19 protein-coding genes are annotated in these 16,740 nt (G+C 44.7%); 16 read left to right on the top strand and 3 right to left on the bottom strand.

All coding sequences use genetic code 11. The features are described 5' to 3' along the window. Window positions 1-8 precede the first annotated feature (8 nt). The 9 genes from atpD (at window position 9) to AC5W2J_RS02405 (ending at window position 6,997) form a co-directional block, all read left to right on the top strand. Window positions 9-1,421, top strand: a complete 1,413-nt coding sequence (gene atpD / locus AC5W2J_RS02445) for a F0F1 ATP synthase subunit beta (protein ID WP_496057892.1) — start codon at window positions 9-11, stop codon at window positions 1,419-1,421. A gap of 31 nt (window positions 1,422-1,452) precedes the next feature. Next, window positions 1,453-1,857, top strand: a complete 405-nt coding sequence (locus AC5W2J_RS02440) for a F0F1 ATP synthase subunit epsilon (RefSeq protein WP_496057891.1) — start codon at window positions 1,453-1,455, stop codon at window positions 1,855-1,857. Between the two features lie 413 nt (window positions 1,858-2,270). Continuing rightward, entirely contained in the window at window positions 2,271-2,498 is a 228-nt protein-coding gene (locus tag AC5W2J_RS02435) for a DUF1146 family protein (protein WP_496057890.1), read from the top strand. A 179-nt stretch (window positions 2,499-2,677) separates the two neighbouring features. After that, window positions 2,678-3,997 carry a UDP-N-acetylglucosamine 1-carboxyvinyltransferase gene (murA, locus tag AC5W2J_RS02430; protein ID WP_496057889.1) on the top strand — a complete coding sequence of 440 codons (1,320 nt, stop codon included), beginning with the start codon at window positions 2,678-2,680 and terminating at the stop codon, window positions 3,995-3,997. A gap of 150 nt (window positions 3,998-4,147) precedes the next feature. Continuing rightward, a complete protein-coding gene (locus AC5W2J_RS02425; RefSeq protein ID WP_496057888.1) occupies window positions 4,148-4,963 on the top strand; it encodes a flagellar hook-basal body protein in 816 nt (271 codons plus the stop codon). Window positions 4,964-4,985: 22 nt separating this feature from the next. Beyond that, window positions 4,986-5,825 (top strand): flagellar hook-basal body protein, encoded by an 840-nt coding sequence (locus tag AC5W2J_RS02420; protein ID WP_496057887.1) that lies wholly within the window; start codon window positions 4,986-4,988, stop codon window positions 5,823-5,825. A 47-nt stretch (window positions 5,826-5,872) separates the two neighbouring features. Further along, entirely contained in the window at window positions 5,873-6,157 is a 285-nt protein-coding gene (locus AC5W2J_RS02415; protein ID WP_496057886.1) for a DNA-directed RNA polymerase subunit beta, read from the top strand. Between the two features lie 73 nt (window positions 6,158-6,230). After that, window positions 6,231-6,668 (top strand): 3-hydroxyacyl-ACP dehydratase FabZ, encoded by a 438-nt coding sequence (fabZ, locus tag AC5W2J_RS02410; protein WP_496057885.1) that lies wholly within the window; start codon window positions 6,231-6,233, stop codon window positions 6,666-6,668. A gap of 155 nt (window positions 6,669-6,823) precedes the next feature. Beyond that, a complete protein-coding gene (locus tag AC5W2J_RS02405) occupies window positions 6,824-6,997 on the top strand; it encodes a hypothetical protein (RefSeq protein WP_496057884.1) in 174 nt (57 codons plus the stop codon). Window positions 6,998-7,079: 82 nt separating this feature from the next. On the opposite strand, the gene AC5W2J_RS02400 is transcribed toward AC5W2J_RS02405, so the two are convergent. Both AC5W2J_RS02400 and AC5W2J_RS02395 read right to left on the bottom strand, forming a co-directional pair. Next, window positions 7,080-8,156: a branched-chain amino acid aminotransferase gene (locus AC5W2J_RS02400; RefSeq protein WP_496057883.1), complete on the bottom strand. Its 1,077-nt coding sequence runs from the start codon at window positions 8,154-8,156 to the stop codon at window positions 7,080-7,082. An 89-nt stretch (window positions 8,157-8,245) separates the two neighbouring features. Next, window positions 8,246-9,424, bottom strand: coding sequence for a YbfB/YjiJ family MFS transporter (locus AC5W2J_RS02395; RefSeq protein ID WP_496057882.1), 1,179 nt, complete (start codon window positions 9,422-9,424; stop codon window positions 8,246-8,248). Between the two features lie 85 nt (window positions 9,425-9,509). Here AC5W2J_RS02395 and AC5W2J_RS02390 point away from each other — a divergent pair, with 85 nt between their 5' ends. The 3 genes from AC5W2J_RS02390 to ytvA all read left to right on the top strand — a co-directional run bounded on the left by AC5W2J_RS02390 (window position 9,510) and on the right by ytvA (window position 12,733). Further along, window positions 9,510-11,009, top strand: a complete 1,500-nt coding sequence (locus AC5W2J_RS02390) for a methyl-accepting chemotaxis protein (RefSeq protein WP_496057881.1) — start codon at window positions 9,510-9,512, stop codon at window positions 11,007-11,009. 461 nt (window positions 11,010-11,470) lie between these two features. Further along, on the top strand, window positions 11,471-11,845 hold the full coding sequence (locus AC5W2J_RS02385) for a hypothetical protein (protein ID WP_496057880.1): 375 nt from the start codon (window positions 11,471-11,473) through the stop codon (window positions 11,843-11,845). 105 nt (window positions 11,846-11,950) lie between these two features. Further along, a complete protein-coding gene (gene ytvA / locus AC5W2J_RS02380; protein WP_496057879.1) occupies window positions 11,951-12,733 on the top strand; it encodes a YtvA family blue-light photoreceptor in 783 nt (260 codons plus the stop codon). Between the two features lie 41 nt (window positions 12,734-12,774). Here the strand turns inward: ytvA and AC5W2J_RS02375 are convergent, their stop codons facing one another. After that, window positions 12,775-12,954, bottom strand: a complete 180-nt coding sequence (locus tag AC5W2J_RS02375; protein ID WP_496057878.1) for a CsbD family protein — start codon at window positions 12,952-12,954, stop codon at window positions 12,775-12,777. A gap of 103 nt (window positions 12,955-13,057) precedes the next feature. Here AC5W2J_RS02375 and AC5W2J_RS02370 point away from each other — a divergent pair, with 103 nt between their 5' ends. From AC5W2J_RS02370 to dgoD, 4 genes are all read left to right on the top strand, one after another. Further along, window positions 13,058-13,843 (top strand): IclR family transcriptional regulator, encoded by a 786-nt coding sequence (locus AC5W2J_RS02370; RefSeq protein WP_496057877.1) that lies wholly within the window; start codon window positions 13,058-13,060, stop codon window positions 13,841-13,843. Between the two features lie 100 nt (window positions 13,844-13,943). Beyond that, window positions 13,944-14,585: a bifunctional 4-hydroxy-2-oxoglutarate aldolase/2-dehydro-3-deoxy-phosphogluconate aldolase gene (locus AC5W2J_RS02365; protein ID WP_496057876.1), complete on the top strand. Its 642-nt coding sequence runs from the start codon at window positions 13,944-13,946 to the stop codon at window positions 14,583-14,585. A gap of 2 nt (window positions 14,586-14,587) precedes the next feature. Then, a complete protein-coding gene (locus tag AC5W2J_RS02360; protein ID WP_496057875.1) occupies window positions 14,588-15,580 on the top strand; it encodes a 2-dehydro-3-deoxygalactonokinase in 993 nt (330 codons plus the stop codon). Continuing rightward, a complete protein-coding gene (gene dgoD, locus AC5W2J_RS02355; RefSeq protein WP_496057874.1) occupies window positions 15,577-16,725 on the top strand; it encodes a galactonate dehydratase in 1,149 nt (382 codons plus the stop codon). The genes AC5W2J_RS02360 and dgoD overlap by 4 nt, the downstream gene beginning before the upstream one ends. Window positions 16,726-16,740: the final 15 nt, after the last annotated feature.

Here is a 16,740-nt window from a genome sequence, read left to right as displayed (position 1 = left end):
GGAAATGAATGAACAACGGACATATTACTCAGATTATGGGACCGGTTGTGGATGTAAGATTTCCAAGCGGCCACCTTCCTGAGTTGAATAACGCACTGACTATATCGCAGTCAAGTACGGCTGAAGGAACATCCGAGGTGCATGTAACTCTTGAAGTAGCACTTCACCTTGGCGATGACGCGGTTCGCACCATTTCCATGGGTTCTACAGATGGACTCGTACGGGGAACAGAAGTAGTAAATACCGGCGGACCTATTTCCGTGCCTGTCGGTGAACAAACGCTGGGCCGTGTATTTAATGTACTTGGAGATACCATTGACTTAGATGAAAAGCTGGATGAAGGCGCTGTAAAAAGCCCGATTCACAGACTTCCTCCTAAGTTTGATGAACTATCCACGCAGGCAGAGATTCTTGAAACCGGCATTAAAGTAGTTGACCTGCTGGCACCATACGTTAAGGGTGGAAAGATCGGTCTTTTCGGAGGCGCTGGTGTTGGTAAAACGGTTCTAATCCAGGAGCTTATCAACAACATCGCGCAGGAGCACGGCGGTATTTCTGTATTTGCCGGTGTTGGCGAGCGTACGCGTGAAGGAAATGACCTTTACTTTGAAATGACCGAATCCGGCGTTATTAAAAAGACCGCCATGGTATTCGGTCAAATGAACGAGCCGCCTGGTGCACGTATGCGTGTAGCTTTGACAGGTTTGACTATGGCAGAGCACTTCCGTGATAAGGAAGGGGCAGACGTTCTGCTCTTTATCGATAATATCTACCGCTTTACCCAGGCAGGTTCTGAAGTATCCGCCCTGTTGGGACGTATGCCTTCAGCGGTTGGTTACCAGCCGACCCTGGCAACAGAAATGGGCCAGCTGCAGGAACGTATCACTTCAACTAAAACTGGTTCCGTAACGTCGATCCAGGCGATTTATGTACCGGCCGATGACTATACTGACCCGGCACCGGCTACAACATTTGCCCACTTAGATGCAACAACAAACCTGGAGCGTAAATTAACAGAGCAGGGTATTTATCCGGCTGTGGATCCGCTTGCTTCCACGTCCCGTGCTCTTTCTCCGGAAATTGTTGGAGAAGAGCATTATCAAGTGGCTCAGGAAGTTCAGCAGACGCTTCAGAAGTATAAAGAACTGCAGGATATCATTGCTATCCTGGGTATGGATGAGCTCTCGGAAGAAGATAAACTTATTGTGCACCGCGCAAGACGTGTCCAGTTCTTCCTATCCCAGAACTTCCACGTAGCAGAACAGTTTACCGGCCAGACAGGATCTTATGTCCAGGTGAAAGACACCATCAGAGGATTCCGTGAAATTCTGGATGGAAAACATGATGACGTGCCTGAAGATGCGTTTCGTCTAGTAGGTCCAATTGAAGCTGTGCTGGATAAAGTAAAAGCATCGTCTTAATAATTGAGGCTGCTGTGAAGGAGGATAAATGATGTCTACTACCAAACTTAGTATCGTTACTCCTGACGGCACAGTTTATGAGGGAGAAGCAGACCTGGTCAGTGTACGTTCCACTACGGGGGAACTCGGTATACTGCCAGGCCATATTCCTTTAGTTGCGCCCCTGGAAACAAGCCCTGTGCGGGTGACAACAAATGCGGGCACAGATCTTGTAGCGGTCAGCGGCGGCTTTGTAGAAGTGCGTCCTGATAAGGTGACTATATTAGCCGAGTCAGCAGAGCGCCCGGAAGAAATAGACAAAGGTCGTGCGCAGACGGCAAAAGAAAGAGCGGAAGAGCGACTAAACCGTGCTAAACAGGAAGAAATTGATATCAAGCGGGCACAGCTTGCTCTAAAGCGTGCCAATACCAGGCTTGAAGTAGCAAAACAAAAATAAAAAATGGTTCACTGTGTCCAAACAGTGAACCATTTTTTATTTTTATACGTTTTCTTTTTGGAGAAACCTTATGAATTAAGCAATTCATTTCTATATTTGTAATTTTCTTTCTATTGTTGTAATCTTTTTGTAAAGATAATTTAAAAAACATGTTATATTGTATTTACTATTTCTGTAAATGTGGTACATTAGGTAAGGAAATATTTAACTTTTTCATTTTTTGCACAACTTTTGTCCTGAATTTTAAAAAAATATGTAAAAAACCACGTGATGTTTTATGTTTATGCTGAAAAGGGAAAGGAAAGACTGGGTAAGCTATTCTGGGACTAGGAATTTTGACCCTTCTTTTATGTCTGCATATAGCTTATGATAGTGTGCGGATTGTACCCTCCTCAAGTAAGGAGTTTTTTCGAATGGAAGCCGGTCAGGAAGCAATTTTACATATACTCGTTAACATCTTTTTTCTGATAGTAGTATGGTGGACCCTGCAGGCCTTTCGTTTTGATGTCTTTTTGAGAGATCCCGAAGGCTTAAGAGCTAAATTGCTTTATGTATTCGTCACAATAGCTATCAGTTATCTTGTCAGTTCGTTTTTCATGGAATACCTGCAAGGCTCTTTCATGTTAAGAAACCTGCTTTAAAACGAAAATTTCAAGAAAAAGCAATAAATCTGTAACCTTTGCTGCATGCTGCCGACTATATTAGGTGGAACCATGCTCGATGCAGCATAACTGGCAATCGTCACCGTAACTAACCTTAGATAATCAATTGAGAATAATAATGTTTAATAATGATGTATTAAATAGTGGAGGGAAAAATGGTGGAAAAAATTCTAGTACGAGGTGGAAAACGCTTAAAAGGATCAGTGAAAGTAGAAGGAGCGAAAAATGCCGTTCTACCTGTTATTGCAGCATCTCTGCTTGCAGAAACAGGAAAAAGCACGATCTATGAGGTACCGCCTTTAGCCGATGTATATACAATGAAGAGCGTCCTTTCCCATATTGACGCACGAATTGATTATAAAGATGGAATCTTTACAGCAGACGCAAGCGGATCGATCGGAACGGAAGCCCCGTTTGAATATGTACGTAAAATGAGAGCATCCTTTCTTGTTATGGGCCCAATGCTTGCAAGAAAAGGACTTGCTCATATTGCGCTTCCAGGCGGATGCGCGATCGGATCGCGTCCTATTGACCAGCACCTGAAAGGCTTTGAAGCGATGGGTGCTATTGTAGAAATCGGCAACGGCTATATTGAAGCCAAAGTGGAAGGGCGTCTAAAGGGAGCCCGTATATACATGGATTTCCCAAGCGTAGGCGCAACGGAAAACATTATGATGGCAGCGGCTCTTGCAGAAGGAACGACAATTTTGGAAAACGTAGCAGAAGAGCCGGAAATTGTAGACCTTGCCAATTACATTAATGCGATGGGTGGAAAAGTACGCGGTGCAGGCACCGGCACTATCCGCATCGAAGGTGTAGAAAGCATGCATGGTGCGGTTCACACTATTATTCCAGACCGTATTGAAGCAGGTACATTTATGATCGCCGCAGCTATTACAGGAGGAGAAGTTTTTGTAGAAGGCGCGCTTCATGAGCACCTTCGTCCTCTCGTAGCGAAAATGAGAGAAATGGGCGTTATTATTGAAGATGAAGATAACGGCATGCTCGTAAAAGGTCCTGATATGCTTCGTCCGGCTGATATCAAAACATTGCCGCATCCTGGTTTCCCAACAGACATGCAGGCCCAGTTTATGGCTCTTCTTACACAGGCGCACGGTACGGCTGTTATCACGGAAACAGTCTTTGAAAACCGCTTCATGCATGCAGAAGAATTCCGCCGCATGAATGCTGATATTAAGACAGAAGGAAGAACAGCTGTTGTTACAGGCCCGGCTCACTTAATCGGCGCCGAAGTAGCAGCAACAGACCTTCGTGCAGGTGCCGCTCTTGTTCTTGCCGGTTTAGTGGCAGAAGGAGAAACATCTGTAACGGAACTTCGCCACCTGGACAGAGGCTACGTAGATTTCCATCAAAAGCTGCAGGCACTTGGAGCCAACGTTACACGTGTCAGCATAGAAGAAAGCAAAGGAGAAGAAGTAGAAGAAAATACAGTACTTCGTTCCGTACAAAACCGTTAATATGTAAAGCCCAGGCCCGGCGCTCACGCGTCGGGCTTTTTATTTTAAAAAAATGGATAAAAAAAGTACACATTATTTTTTTTCTGCCGATATAGTGAAGGAGAGTACTACCAGCAGCGGAAAGAAACTAAAAAAGGATGTGGCGCCCGGATGTTAAGAGGGTTTTATAGTGCAGCCAGCGGAATGATAACCCAGCAGCGGAAAACGGAAATGCTTAACAATAATATATCGAATGTGAATACACCTGGTTTTAAAGAAGATAAAGGGGCAATCCGGACGTTTCCAGAGATGCTTCTGCAGGCTAAAAATACTACCGGCCAAAAGGGGCATGGCTCCTACCCGATTGGAGATCTGGCTACCGGCGTTTATATGCAGGAAAAGACGGCCAACACGATGCAGGGAGATCTTCAGGAAACGGGGAATGCTGTGGATATTGCTATTTTAAATGGTAATGTTCCTGAAAATGAAGCAGGAGACCCGAGCTCTATTTATTTTGCAGTGACGAATGATGAAGGAGAAACAGGCTACTCCCGCAATGGCAATCTGGCCGTGGATGGGGCAGGCTTCTTAACGACGAGCCAGGGGCATTATGTTCAAGGAACCGACGGACAACCGATAGCTGTAGGGAATGAACGGTTTTCACTAAGCCGGGAAGGCATCGTGACAACAGAGGATGGAGAGGAAGTTGGGGAGATTGCTGTAGCTTATGCAGAAAATAGCGATGACCTCGTAAAAGAAGGATCGGGGCTGTATCGTTCAGAGAATGGAGACCTTCCGTTAGCCGGTGAGGCAGGAGCAGACTATCAGCTGCAGCAGGGCTTTGTGGAGCGGTCCAACGTAGATGCTACGCAGACGATGGGAGAGCTGACGAGCAGCTACCGGAATTTCGAATCCAATCAGAAGATACTTCAGTCATATGACCAGAGCATGCAGCGCGCCGTAAATGAAGTCGGCCGTCTGGGATAGCTATAACTAAAGGAGACAGTGTATGAATTCAATGATGATGCCTGCATACAATACAATGGGAGAACTTCAGAAACAAATGGATGGCATTACGAACAACCTTTCCAACAGCAATCAAATTGGCTATAAACGAAGAGAAAGTACATTTTCTGATCTATTGTTCCAGCAGATCAACAATCAGCCTAACGCCAATCAGCTGGGCCGCAAAACGCCCGAGGGCATCCGCCAGGGAAATGGAGCGGGCATTGCCCAGACCGCTATCCGTCTGGAGCAGGGCGCTTTAAAACAGACAGATCGTGAACTCGATTTTGCAATTACTGCCGAAGATTCCTTCTTTCAAGTAGAAAACACGCAGGGAGAAGGGGCGGAAAGGCGCTATTCCAAAGATGGCAACTTTAAGCTGTCTGAGAACCCGCAGGTGCCCGGCTCATGGACATTAGTAAATAGTTCAGGGGAATATGTACTCGGAGAGAACGGGGAGAGAATAAACGTGCCTGACGGCGCAGGAGAGATTGCACTGCGTAATAACGGACAGCTTACAGCCGTTCTGGAAAATGGGGAAACAGCAGAAATAGGCAGCATTGAACTGGCCAAAATACTTAAACCGCAGCTTTTGGAAAATCAGGGCGGTAATTCTTATACACTTCCAGATCCTGCATTGCTTGATATCGCAGAAGGAGATATGATAGAGTTGCAACCGGGAACATCAGATCTGCTTCAGCAGAAAACATTGGAGCAGTCTAATGTTGATATGGGACAGGAAATGACAAATCTTATTCAGGCACAGCGTAATTATTCCTTCAACGCCCGTGCAATTACGCAGGGAGACCAAATGATGGGATTAATTAACAGCGTTCGCGGTTAATCAACATGCTGCTGGCTTGCCGGATGGATGGTATAGGAGAGAAACCGATGAAGCCAGGAAAAAAGCCCAGGCAGGGGACGACCAGAACGGAACAGAGGCATAGGCATAGAGGAAAACCAGCATCGGACAGCGGAGCTCCTCATAAAGAAGAAAACCAGGATAGAACCATTCCCCCTTTATGGAAGCGTCTTGTAGGCCTGCTTATCGTACTGCTTATCCTCGCTGTTGTGGGATTGATTGTCGGCTATCTTATTTTAGGAGACGGCGGGTCTTTACAGGTGTTGAATCCCGTGACTTGGATTGAACTGATCCGCTTTGTAACGGGTCGATAGATAGCACAGCCTGTTTATGGCATACTATAAACAGGCTGTGTTTTAGTATGCTCAAAAAAGAGGAGAGATACATATGTTAACTATTGACGAAATTAAAGACATTATTCCGCACCGCTACCCCTTTCTTCTAATTGATAAAGTGATAGAAGTAGAAGATGGCAAACGAGCCGTAGCTGTTAAAAATGTTACAGCGAATGAAGAGTTTTTTAACGGCCATTTCCCGGATTATCCAGTAATGCCCGGTGTGCTTATTGTAGAAGCGATGGCTCAGACCGGCGCTGTAGCGTTGTTAAAGCTGGAAGAAAACCGCGGAAAACTGGCTTTGTTTGCAGGCATTGATGGCTGCCGGTTTAAGCGCCAGGTCAAACCGGGCGATCAGCTTACGCTGGAAGTGGAAATTAAAGGATTCCGCCGTTCTATTGGTAAAGGAAAAGCCACTGCCACAGTAGATGGCGAAATTGTAGCAGAAACAGAACTGACTTTTGCGCTGCAGGACGCACCGTCTGCTTAAGTGAAGCTGAATAATGAATAGATGGAAAAGCCCGGCCTGTATGGATGCCGGGCTTTTTTTCTATCTGGTTTATACAGGCATTATATAAAAAAGAACAGGCTGGCTGTGATAAAATGAAAAGAAACAGTTACAACGTATAAGGGGGGGCTCCTGCAATGCTTCTAACATCCAAAGAAAAAAAGCATCTGCTCAAAGTGTTAAAACGAGATCAGTATAAGTGGTTTCATCCGCAGGCGGAAAAAGAAAAATCAAAAGAACTGTACGATAAAATCAAACAGACGGTCCGAAACGAAAAAATAAATGAAGATAAGCCAAGCAGTAAGCTTTAAAGGATCTATCAGCACGATGGATTGATATGAAGCGTTAAAAAAACGAGAAAGCCCCTAGGGCTTTCTCGTTTTTAGGTGCCTATTAAGTCTGGACAGCAACGGTCCAGTTCATTTTATCTTCAATCATACCAGTTTGGATACCGGCGATCGTTTCATACAGCTCGAGGGAAAGTTTTCCCGTTTTCCCGTGGTTGATCAAAAGGTCTTTGCCTTTCCATTTAAGCGTGCCTACCGGGGAAATAACGGCTGCGGTGCCGGTACCGAATATTTCTTCCAGGGTGCTGTTTTCATGAGCTGCCTCTACTTCATCTATAGAGATCAAACGCTCAGTCACTGGAATATCCCAGCTTTTAAGCAGCTCGATTACGGAATTACGGGTAATCCCTTCCAGGATGCTGCCGTTTAATGCAGGTGTAATCACTTCTCCATTAATTTTAAAGAAAATGTTCATACTGCCTACTTCTTCTATATATTTCTTATCAATGGCATCAAGCCAGAGCACCTGGTCGTAGCCAAGATCTTCTGCTTTTTTCTGGGCTTTCAGGCTTGCTGCATAATTGCCTGCCGTTTTAGTAAAGCCGACGCCGCCTTTTACCGAACGGACATAATCGTCCTCTACAAAAATACTTACCGGGCTCATCTGCTCGGAGTTGGAATAATAGGCTCCCACCGGAGATAAAATAATGATGAGTTTATAGCGTGAGGAAGGCTTGACGCTGAGGCTTGCTTCCGTCGCGATAATGAAGGGACGGATATACAAGGACTGGCCCTCTTTCGTAGGGATCCAGTCTTTTTCAAGCTTAACCAGTTCTTTTAAGGCTTCCACCATGAAATCTTCATCAATTTCGGGAATGTTCATGCGGCGGTTGGATTCGTTCAGGCGTTTGAAATTTTTCTCCGGGCGGAATAAAAGCAGCTTATCCTGAAAATGATAGGCTTTTAATCCTTCAAATACCGCCTGCCCATAGTGAAACACAAGACTGGATGGATCCATTGTTAACGGCTGGTATGGAACAATTCTAGGGTCATGCCAGCTGTCGTCTGTGCTGTAATCCATAATAAACATGTGATCGGTAAATTCTGCGCCAAAGCGGAGATTATCATAATCCGGCTTTGACTTTTTTTCTTCTCTCTCTTGAATGGCCAATGATAAAGACATACCGTATCGCTCTCCTTGTGTGTAAATACAATCGTATGGTGTGCATTATAGCAAGTATACTCTTAAAAAACCACTTAAGGAAAGACTGTTCAAGAATAAGAGGTAATCGAGTTCTCAATCACGCGGCTTTTAAGAAACAATAACAAAATACTAATCAGAAGCACTCCTGCCGATAGAATAAATCCACCGGTATATTCACTGCCGGTTGTTACGGCTGCCGCTGCCAGCGGTCCAATAAGCTGGCCGATGCCGTAGCTTGCGGTGAGACCTCCCATAATAAGCTGCGGCTTTAGAGGCTGCAGCTGTCTGGCAAGCATCATCGTTAACGCTACAATGCCCATGAAAGAGCCTCCATAGCCGATGGCAGAGACTACGGCAAATCCTGTCGTTGGAGAAAGAATCGGCAGAAGCACCGCTGCGGTCTGTAAAATATAGGCGCCCTTTAACGCAGAAAGGATTCCGATATGCTTTTGCAGCCAGGCCCAGAATAAGCAGGAAGGAATAACTGCCGCCCCGACAACAGCCCATATGTAGGATGGAGACAGGCCGAGTTCTCCTTTGGAAGACAAAAGCGAAATAATAAAGGTTCCGAATATAATGTAGCCAAAGCCTGCACAGCCATAGATGAGATAAAGAGCCTGCACGGCTTTGGGGTCTGGAGTATCGACGGCAATAAAGGAGGCTTTATCAGAAGACGGTGTCTGATTGGACGGCTCAGGGAGCTTTAGCTGCAGACCGAGCCAGATTAACAGGGACAGCACGAGGCTGATAACCCCAAAGCCTAGCCAGGCACCTTCCATTCCAACTCTTTCGACTAAAGAAGGGGTAAACAGGCCGGACAGCAGAATGCCGCCGCCTACGCCGCCATAGAGCACTCCGGATACAGGCAGATGGTCATAGCCTTTTAATTTATTAAGGACAAAAGCGGCAACAAGGACAAACACCAGGCCGCTTGCAACGCCCGACAGCAGCCGCCACACAAACCAGGGGAAAAGAGAGCCGCTCAGCCCCATAGCAGCTGTAGTGAGGACACTGACAGCCAGTCCGGAATAGATAATGCCTCTGCCTGGTTCAAGGCGGCGTGCCCACATTGCTCCAATAAAATAACCTGTATAGTTAGCGGAGGCCAGAAGTCCGGCAGAAAAAGGAGCAAGGCCCCGGCTTTCCATTGGAGGGAGAAGTGGTGTAAAAGCAAACCGGCCAATTCCCATTACAACGGACAAAGCAAGAAACCCGGCTGCCATATAAACGATTGGTATCCATTTCATTGTATCAGCCTCTTTTTTTATAGTTCTTATTTCCTTGTTTAATTATTTTCTCCATATTTATATGTAATTATTATGTGAATAGGTAATGCTTTGGATTGGAGGCGGTGCTCTTTTTATTATGACGGCCGTCCTTATTTTACACCAAATGTTTCATTGGCAGCATATTATGATGAATCACAGCGGATCAGGCAGCAGCCTGAACGGCTTTTCCCTGGTTATGGCTGTTGTCTTCATTGCAGGGGCTGCAGGGCTCTATATTTCTTCTCTGCTGGTTTATATGGCTTCAGCAGCAAACGCTAAACTTCCGCTTATGTTAACGCTTGCGATAACGTTGACTGCGATGGGGACCATTGCTGCAGGAGAAGGAATGGTGGAATACCATTTTTCTATATTTGTCTCTCTTGCTATTGTAGCTTATTACAGAAGCATCCCGCTGCTTTTATTATCAGCTTCTCTATATGCGCTGCATCACATTACCGGTTTTCTCTTTTTTTCGGCTGCGGTCTACGGGATGATGGAATATAATCTTGTCATGGTGACCGTGCATGCCGTATTTGTTATCCTTACTGTTACTGCCCTGGTATTTCAAATTAAGTCCAGCGAAGCATTCAATAGAAAACAGGCTGCTGTTCAACGGAAGCAGGAAGAGGTTATTGCAGGATTAACGCAAAATATCCGAGGTGCCTCTGCTGATCTGAAAAACGCGTCTGCTGATCTATTCACCAATACGAGAGAAACGGAACTGGCTGCACAGGAAATCAGTTCCGCTGTTACTGCCCTTTCCGGCGGGCATGAAAGGCAGGCTGTTCAAACAGAAAAAGAGGTGGAAGCCCTAAAGGATATAGAATACCTTATTCATGATTTAGCGGGCCACAATAAAGCGGTCCAGGCTTCCTCCGGTCAGTGGGCGGCGCAGTCTTCAGCCGGCGTGAAATCACTGCAGGAATTTACAGAAACGATGGAAGCGGTAGATGCTACGATGAAGGATGCATCGGAAACGATCAAGGTGCTGGAAGAAAGGTCCGCTAAAATAGGAGGAATGATCGAATTAATTACAAGCATTGCCGATCAGACAAATCTGCTTTCCTTAAACGCCTCGATTGAAGCGGCAAGAGCGGGAGAAATGGGCAAAGGTTTTGCGGTAGTGGCAGATGAAGTACGAAAGCTTTCCGAGCAGTCTAATAACTCAGCTAAAAGCATAAAGCATATCGTAACAAATATCCAAAAAGACATTCATTCGGCTTCTTCTGCCTGGAAAAAAGGCGAGGAACAGCTTGAAGAGGGTAAGGCGCTTACGGCCGAAGCAGCAGAGATGCTGGGACAGATTGCAGCCGGCGCCGACATCGTCCACAAACAAATGGAGCAGTCGATGCAGAATACCGGCCAGCTCTTAAGTAAAACGGGCATTCTGGTGCAGTCCTCTGAAGCGACGACCGAGCTGACAACTGCTAATTTAATGGAAGCCCGCTCGGTTTCTGCTGCTGCAGAGCAGCAGTCTGTAAGCATGAAAGGATTATCGGTAGCCATTGCGGCCGTGGATGGACTGGCCGGACAGTTGAAATGTACAGCAGAAAAACTAAAATAAAAAGCCGGCACCCTCTTATAGAGAGGGGACCAGCTTGTTTTCCGGCGTACTGCTGTATTTATCATTAAAAGCTAAAATAGGGCACGATGCGCAGCTTTCGTTGATTCCGGTGCAGGTAACCATGCATTCCATTTTTCCTTTGTTATATACCTGGGATAATTCCTGTTTAACATAACAGTTAAGCTTAGAACAAAAAACCAGCTGTTCTGAAAGAGCATATTCCATCGTGTGCACCTCCCTTATTATTTGCCTTAAAAGTATCTTTATACTTCTATATACCCATTATAGGAGTGTGGAAACAACAATATTTTTCATTCGCATAAAAATATTTTCTTTAAATTAGCGATAAAATGTTTAAAAAGAACTGAAATAAGGAAAATATTACTAATATACGTAATGGTACAATGAATTGCCTTTCTTTATCCGGAGGACTGTTTTGCTGTACCGGGAAGGGGGCTGAAATGAAATATTGGACATACATACTTTTTCTTTTATCTATTTCAGCCCTGCTGGCCGGGTGTGGAACAAAAAGCGGAGAATCGGCTCTTCTGGAAGAAAGTCCGGAAAGCCCTTCTTTTTTTCTTTTTTCCAATGATGAAAATATGACAGCGGAAAAACCTTTTTATGACGCGCTTCTTACCTACTCCAATGTATGTGGAGAAGCCGGCGGGGCAGCGGTGGAAATTCTAAGTCAAACGGCCGGCATGGAAAACGGCACTGCATCTTTTCTTTTTGCGGATCAGAAGCAGGAAACCCCTTATGAGGGAGAAGCTGATGCAGAAAGCATCTATACCTTTATGGAGGAACATGCCCCGTGTCCGGTGGAAGGTAAGTAATAAACAATGCAGAAAAAGCGAATGTTTTCAAATAGTAGCAGGGTATTATTTGTAAGAGTATAATGTAGAAAAATGATGTTGGTAGATAGAGAGAGGTAAACTGCGATGAAAGATAATTATATTTCAAAGGAGTTCGCTGATTCACTCGTTGTGCAGACAATTGATTCAGCACAGGTGGGCGTTACCATCACGGATCCTTCTCAGTCGGATAATCCGATTATTTATTTGAACAATGGTTTTACGGAAATTACCGGATACACGAGCAGCGATACGCTCGGCCGCAACTGCCGGTTTCTGCAGAGTGATGTTGCAGCAGGCGATGCGGTCGAAGAAATGCGGCGCGGCATAAAAGAAAAGAAGCCGGTTACTGTGGAAATACTCAACCGCCGTAAAGATGGCCGCGTCTTTTGGAATGAAATATATATAGAGCCTTTGTATAGAGAAGGAAAGCTCTATTTTCTTGGCGTGCAGAAAGATATATCCAAACAAAAAGAGTATGAAGAAAACCTGGAAAAAACCCAGGAACAGGTCTCTCAGCTGTCAACGCCTATCGTTCCTATTACAGAAGAGTTCTCGGTGCTTCCTATTATTGGGGATTTATCCTATGAACGGTTTGAAACGATCCGCAATTATATATCGGAAACCTATTATTCGATGCATTACTCTTACCTGGTGCTGGATCTATCCGGTCTGGGGAAATACGATAATATGGTGGCGGATGGGCTTTTAAATCTCAATCGTCTGTTAAAAATGCTTGGAGCAAAACTTATTATTACAGGCCTTTCTCCGGAATTGTCGATTGCCTTTGTAGGAAGAAACATCAATCTAACCGATATTCAGACGGCATCGACCGTGAAAAACATTTTAAAACAATACGATATAACCTAAAAAAGCCGAAAATCCTCTCCAGGATTTTCGGCTTTTTTTTATTAATTTTTCTTCTTTAGGTTTCCAATGCCTTCTTGGGTTTTGCCTTTGGTTTTATCTTTTTTTCCATCTGCCTGCATATCCGGATCGTTTTTTGCGTTTCCTACCTGATCTTTTACTTCACCTTTGGCTTTGTTTACTGTACTTTTTGCTTTGTCGCTGAATCCTTTTTTATCTGCCATTATGTTTCGCTCCCTTTATAAGTTAATACTCTTATATTCCTCTCCGGCCGGGAAATGAAACCGGATTATGGTATACTAACGGCTGAATAAGGAGGTTAATTTTATGAACAACAATAAAGGACCAGCTTCCGGTGCCTCTATTCAAGCGGTAGACCGGGCCCTGTTAATTTTGGATCTGCTTCAGGATCGTCCGGAAGGAATGGGAGTAACGGAACTGGCTAATAAGCTGGACGTAGCTAAAAGCACGGTACATCGGCTGCTGATGTCATTGCAAAAGAAAAAATATGTAGTGAAAACAGCGGATAAATATCTGCTTGGCTTAAAATGTCTGGAAATAGGTGAAGCTATGTCCGCCCGGCTCGACATAAGAACGACAGCTTCTCCTATATTAGAAGCGCTCTCCAAAAAAACCAAAGAAACGGTGCATTTAGTTACTATGGATGAAGGAGAAGTCGTTTATATAGATAAAAAAGAAAGTGAAGCTGTTATACGAATGTTTTCCCAGATTGGAAAACGTGCCCCGGTGCACTGTACAGGAGTAGGAAAGGCAATGCTTGCTTACTATCCGGAACAGCAGATTGAAGAGATTCTCGACAGACATCCTATGAAACAATTTACCGCAAATACGATTACAACAATAGCAGATATGATTCCTCATCTGGCAGATATACGTGATAAAGGCTGGGCAATAGATGATGAAGAACATGAAGAAGGCATTAGGTGCGCAGCAGCCCCTATATTTAATCGCGCAGGAGAAATAGAGGCTGCTATTAGTATTGCAGTTCCAATGATGAGGGTGAAAAATAAAGAATTTGACAGTTATATAGCTGAAATAAAAACAGCGGCTCATGAGATATCAAAAGCGATGGGCAGCCAAAAGATTTCTTGACGGCGCTTTCAAAATGAGTATAATAATAAAAATATATGAATGTATTTTTATTTAACCATAATAAGGAACATCGTTCCGTAATGAGGAACAAGGAGGCGCTATGAAAAATAAGTTACTGGAAACATTAAAAGAAAAAAAGCTGGCAGCGATTATCCGTACAGAAACAAGTGCAGGTTTGGATAAAACAATTGAAAGTCTTTATAAAGGAGGTATTCGTTTTATTGAGGTGACATTAAATACTCCCCATGCTCTTAAAATAATTGAAGACAATGCTGGTCGTTATGACGATCTTTATCTTGGTGCAGGAACTGTACTGGATAAAGAATCAGCTGCCGCTGCCATCAGAGCCGGAGCAGTTTTTCTTTTAACTCCGACATTTGATGAAGAAGTAGTGAAATTGGGGAACCAATATGGTGTGCCGGTAATCCCGGGAGTGATGACACCGACAGAAATACTGGCAGCCTACCGGGCTGGAGCTGAACTAGTGAAAATTTTTCCAGCGCACGCTTTAGGAAGCTCCTATATAAAGGATGTGAAGGGGCCGCTTCCCTTTGTTGAAGCAATGGCGGTAGGAGGTATTTCAAAAGAGAATGTTTCGGAGTACTTTCAGAAAGGCTGGCACTCCGCAGGAATTGGAAGCTCCCTTGTGAATCCGGTATGGATAAAAAATCAGGAATTTGAACGAATAGAAAAGCAGGCAGCAGTATTCGTAGAGCTGGCACGTTCTGCAGAAAGGAAATAAATATGGCATACATTATGCTGATTGATTCAGGAACTACAAATTCCAGAATTAGACTGGTGAAAAAATCCAGTGGTACGATTGCAGCTTCAGTGAAGATAGAGACCGGGGTTCGAAGCACTGCTATAGACGGCACAAACGACCGATTGAAATCCGGAATCAACCAAGGGATCAAAAATCTGCTAAGAGACAATAGTGTTCAAAAACAGGACGTTCAGTATATTTTAGCCTCTGGAATGATCACTTCTAATTTAGGGCTGCATGAAGTAGCGCACCAAAAAGCCCCGGCAAATGCGGGAAAATTAGCCGCAGCTATGGAAAAACGCTGTCTGGAAGAATTGCTTTTTATCCCGTGCTATTTTATTCCTGGTTTGAAAAGCGTAAAAGAAGCAGAAGGACTTACAGAAGTGCTCGATGTAATGCGAGGAGAAGAAACAGAGGCTCTTGGGCTGCTTGATACTCTGCAGCTGGAGGGGGACGGAATATTTATGCTTCCTGGTTCGCATACGAAATGGATTAAAACAAACAGCCAGAGAGAACTGCTTTGGAGCTCTACCAGTTTAAGCGGGGAATTGTTAAAGGCTGTACAGAGTGAAACGATCCTGTCTGATTCGCTGCCTGACGGACTAATAAAAGACCTGGATGAACAGGCATTATGGGAAGGGTATAAAGCGGCGGAAACGCTGGGAGGAAATAGGGCATTATTTCAAATCCGCCTGCAGCATTTATTTGGAAGCAAGGAGGAGAATGAGCGGGCTAATTATTTAACCGGTGTCATTTTTCATTCAGATATCGTCGCATTAAAAGAAATGAGTCAGCAGCACTCCAGCTGGGTGCTTGTAGGAGGCTCCTTTCCTTTAAAAAATGCAGCCGCAGCATTGATTAGAAAAGCTTTGCCGGACATTGCCGTAATCGAAGCATCTGCTGCTGAAGTGGAGCAGGGAGCCTGGAGAGGCCCGTTAGTCATCGCAGAACAAAAGGAGGAATTATCCAAATGAAAATTACAGGATATGAATTGTTTCAAGTACCGCCAAGGTGGCTGTTCTTGAAAATAGAAACAGCAGAGGGTATTACAGGTTGGGGAGAGCCCGTTATTGAGGGAAAAGCCCATACGGTTAAAGCAGCTGTGGAAGAAATGATGGATCAGCTTATAGGACTTGATGCCCGTAGAATCGAAGATCATTGGAATATGCTGTATAGATCAGGTTTTTATCGCGGAGGGCCTATTTTAATGAGTGCACTGGCTGGAATTGACCAGGCACTGTGGGATATTAAGGGAAAGTATTTTAACGCCCCCGTGTATGAGTTAATGGGAGGGGCGTGCCGAAGCTCTATCGGTGTGTATTCCTGGATCGGCGGCGACAGGCCTTCAGATGTAGGGGCAGCAGCGAAAGCAGCGAAAGATTCTGGTTTTTCTGCTGTGAAAATGAATGGAACGGAAGAGCTGCAGTACATCGATTCCTATCAAAAAATTGATGAGGCTGTAGAAAGAGTAGCGGCTGTAAGAGAACACGGAGGAAAGTATATGGGAATCGGGATCGATTTTCACGGACGCGTTCATCGGCCGATGGCAAAAATTCTTGCTAAGGAATTGGAAGCATTCCGGCCAATGTTTCTGGAAGAGCCGGTACTACCTGAAAACAATGAAGCGTTACGGGAGATTGCCCGGCATACCCACATACCAATAGCTACAGGAGAAAGAATGTTTTCCCGTTGGGATTTTAAGCCTTTGCTCGAGGACGGGTATGTGGATATTATTCAGCCGGATGTTTCTCACGCCGGTGGAATTACAGAAATGAAGAAAATAGCTTCCATGGCTGAAGCTTATGATGTGGCGCTTGCGCCCCACTGTCCACTGGGACCGATAGCTCTTGCTTCATGCCTGCAGGTGGATGCTACTTCCCATAATGCCTTTATTCAAGAACAAAGTCTGGGTATTCATTACAATAAAGGTAGTGACCTGCTTGATTACGTAAAAGATAAAACTGTGTTCGACTACAAAGACGGAGAAGTGAAAATACCATCAGGACCCGGTCTTGGAATTGAAATAAATGAAGATTATGTGAGAGAGCAAGCCCGTATAGGACACAATTGGAAAAATCCAATATGGCGCCATAAAGACGGCAGTATTGCGGAATGGTAAAAAAAGCCGGCTCGT

It is taken from the genome of Sinobaca sp. SA16-1, from assembly GCF_059510515.1.
Note: the sequence above shows the minus strand (reverse complement) of the source record. Positions and strands in the feature narration are given on the sequence as shown.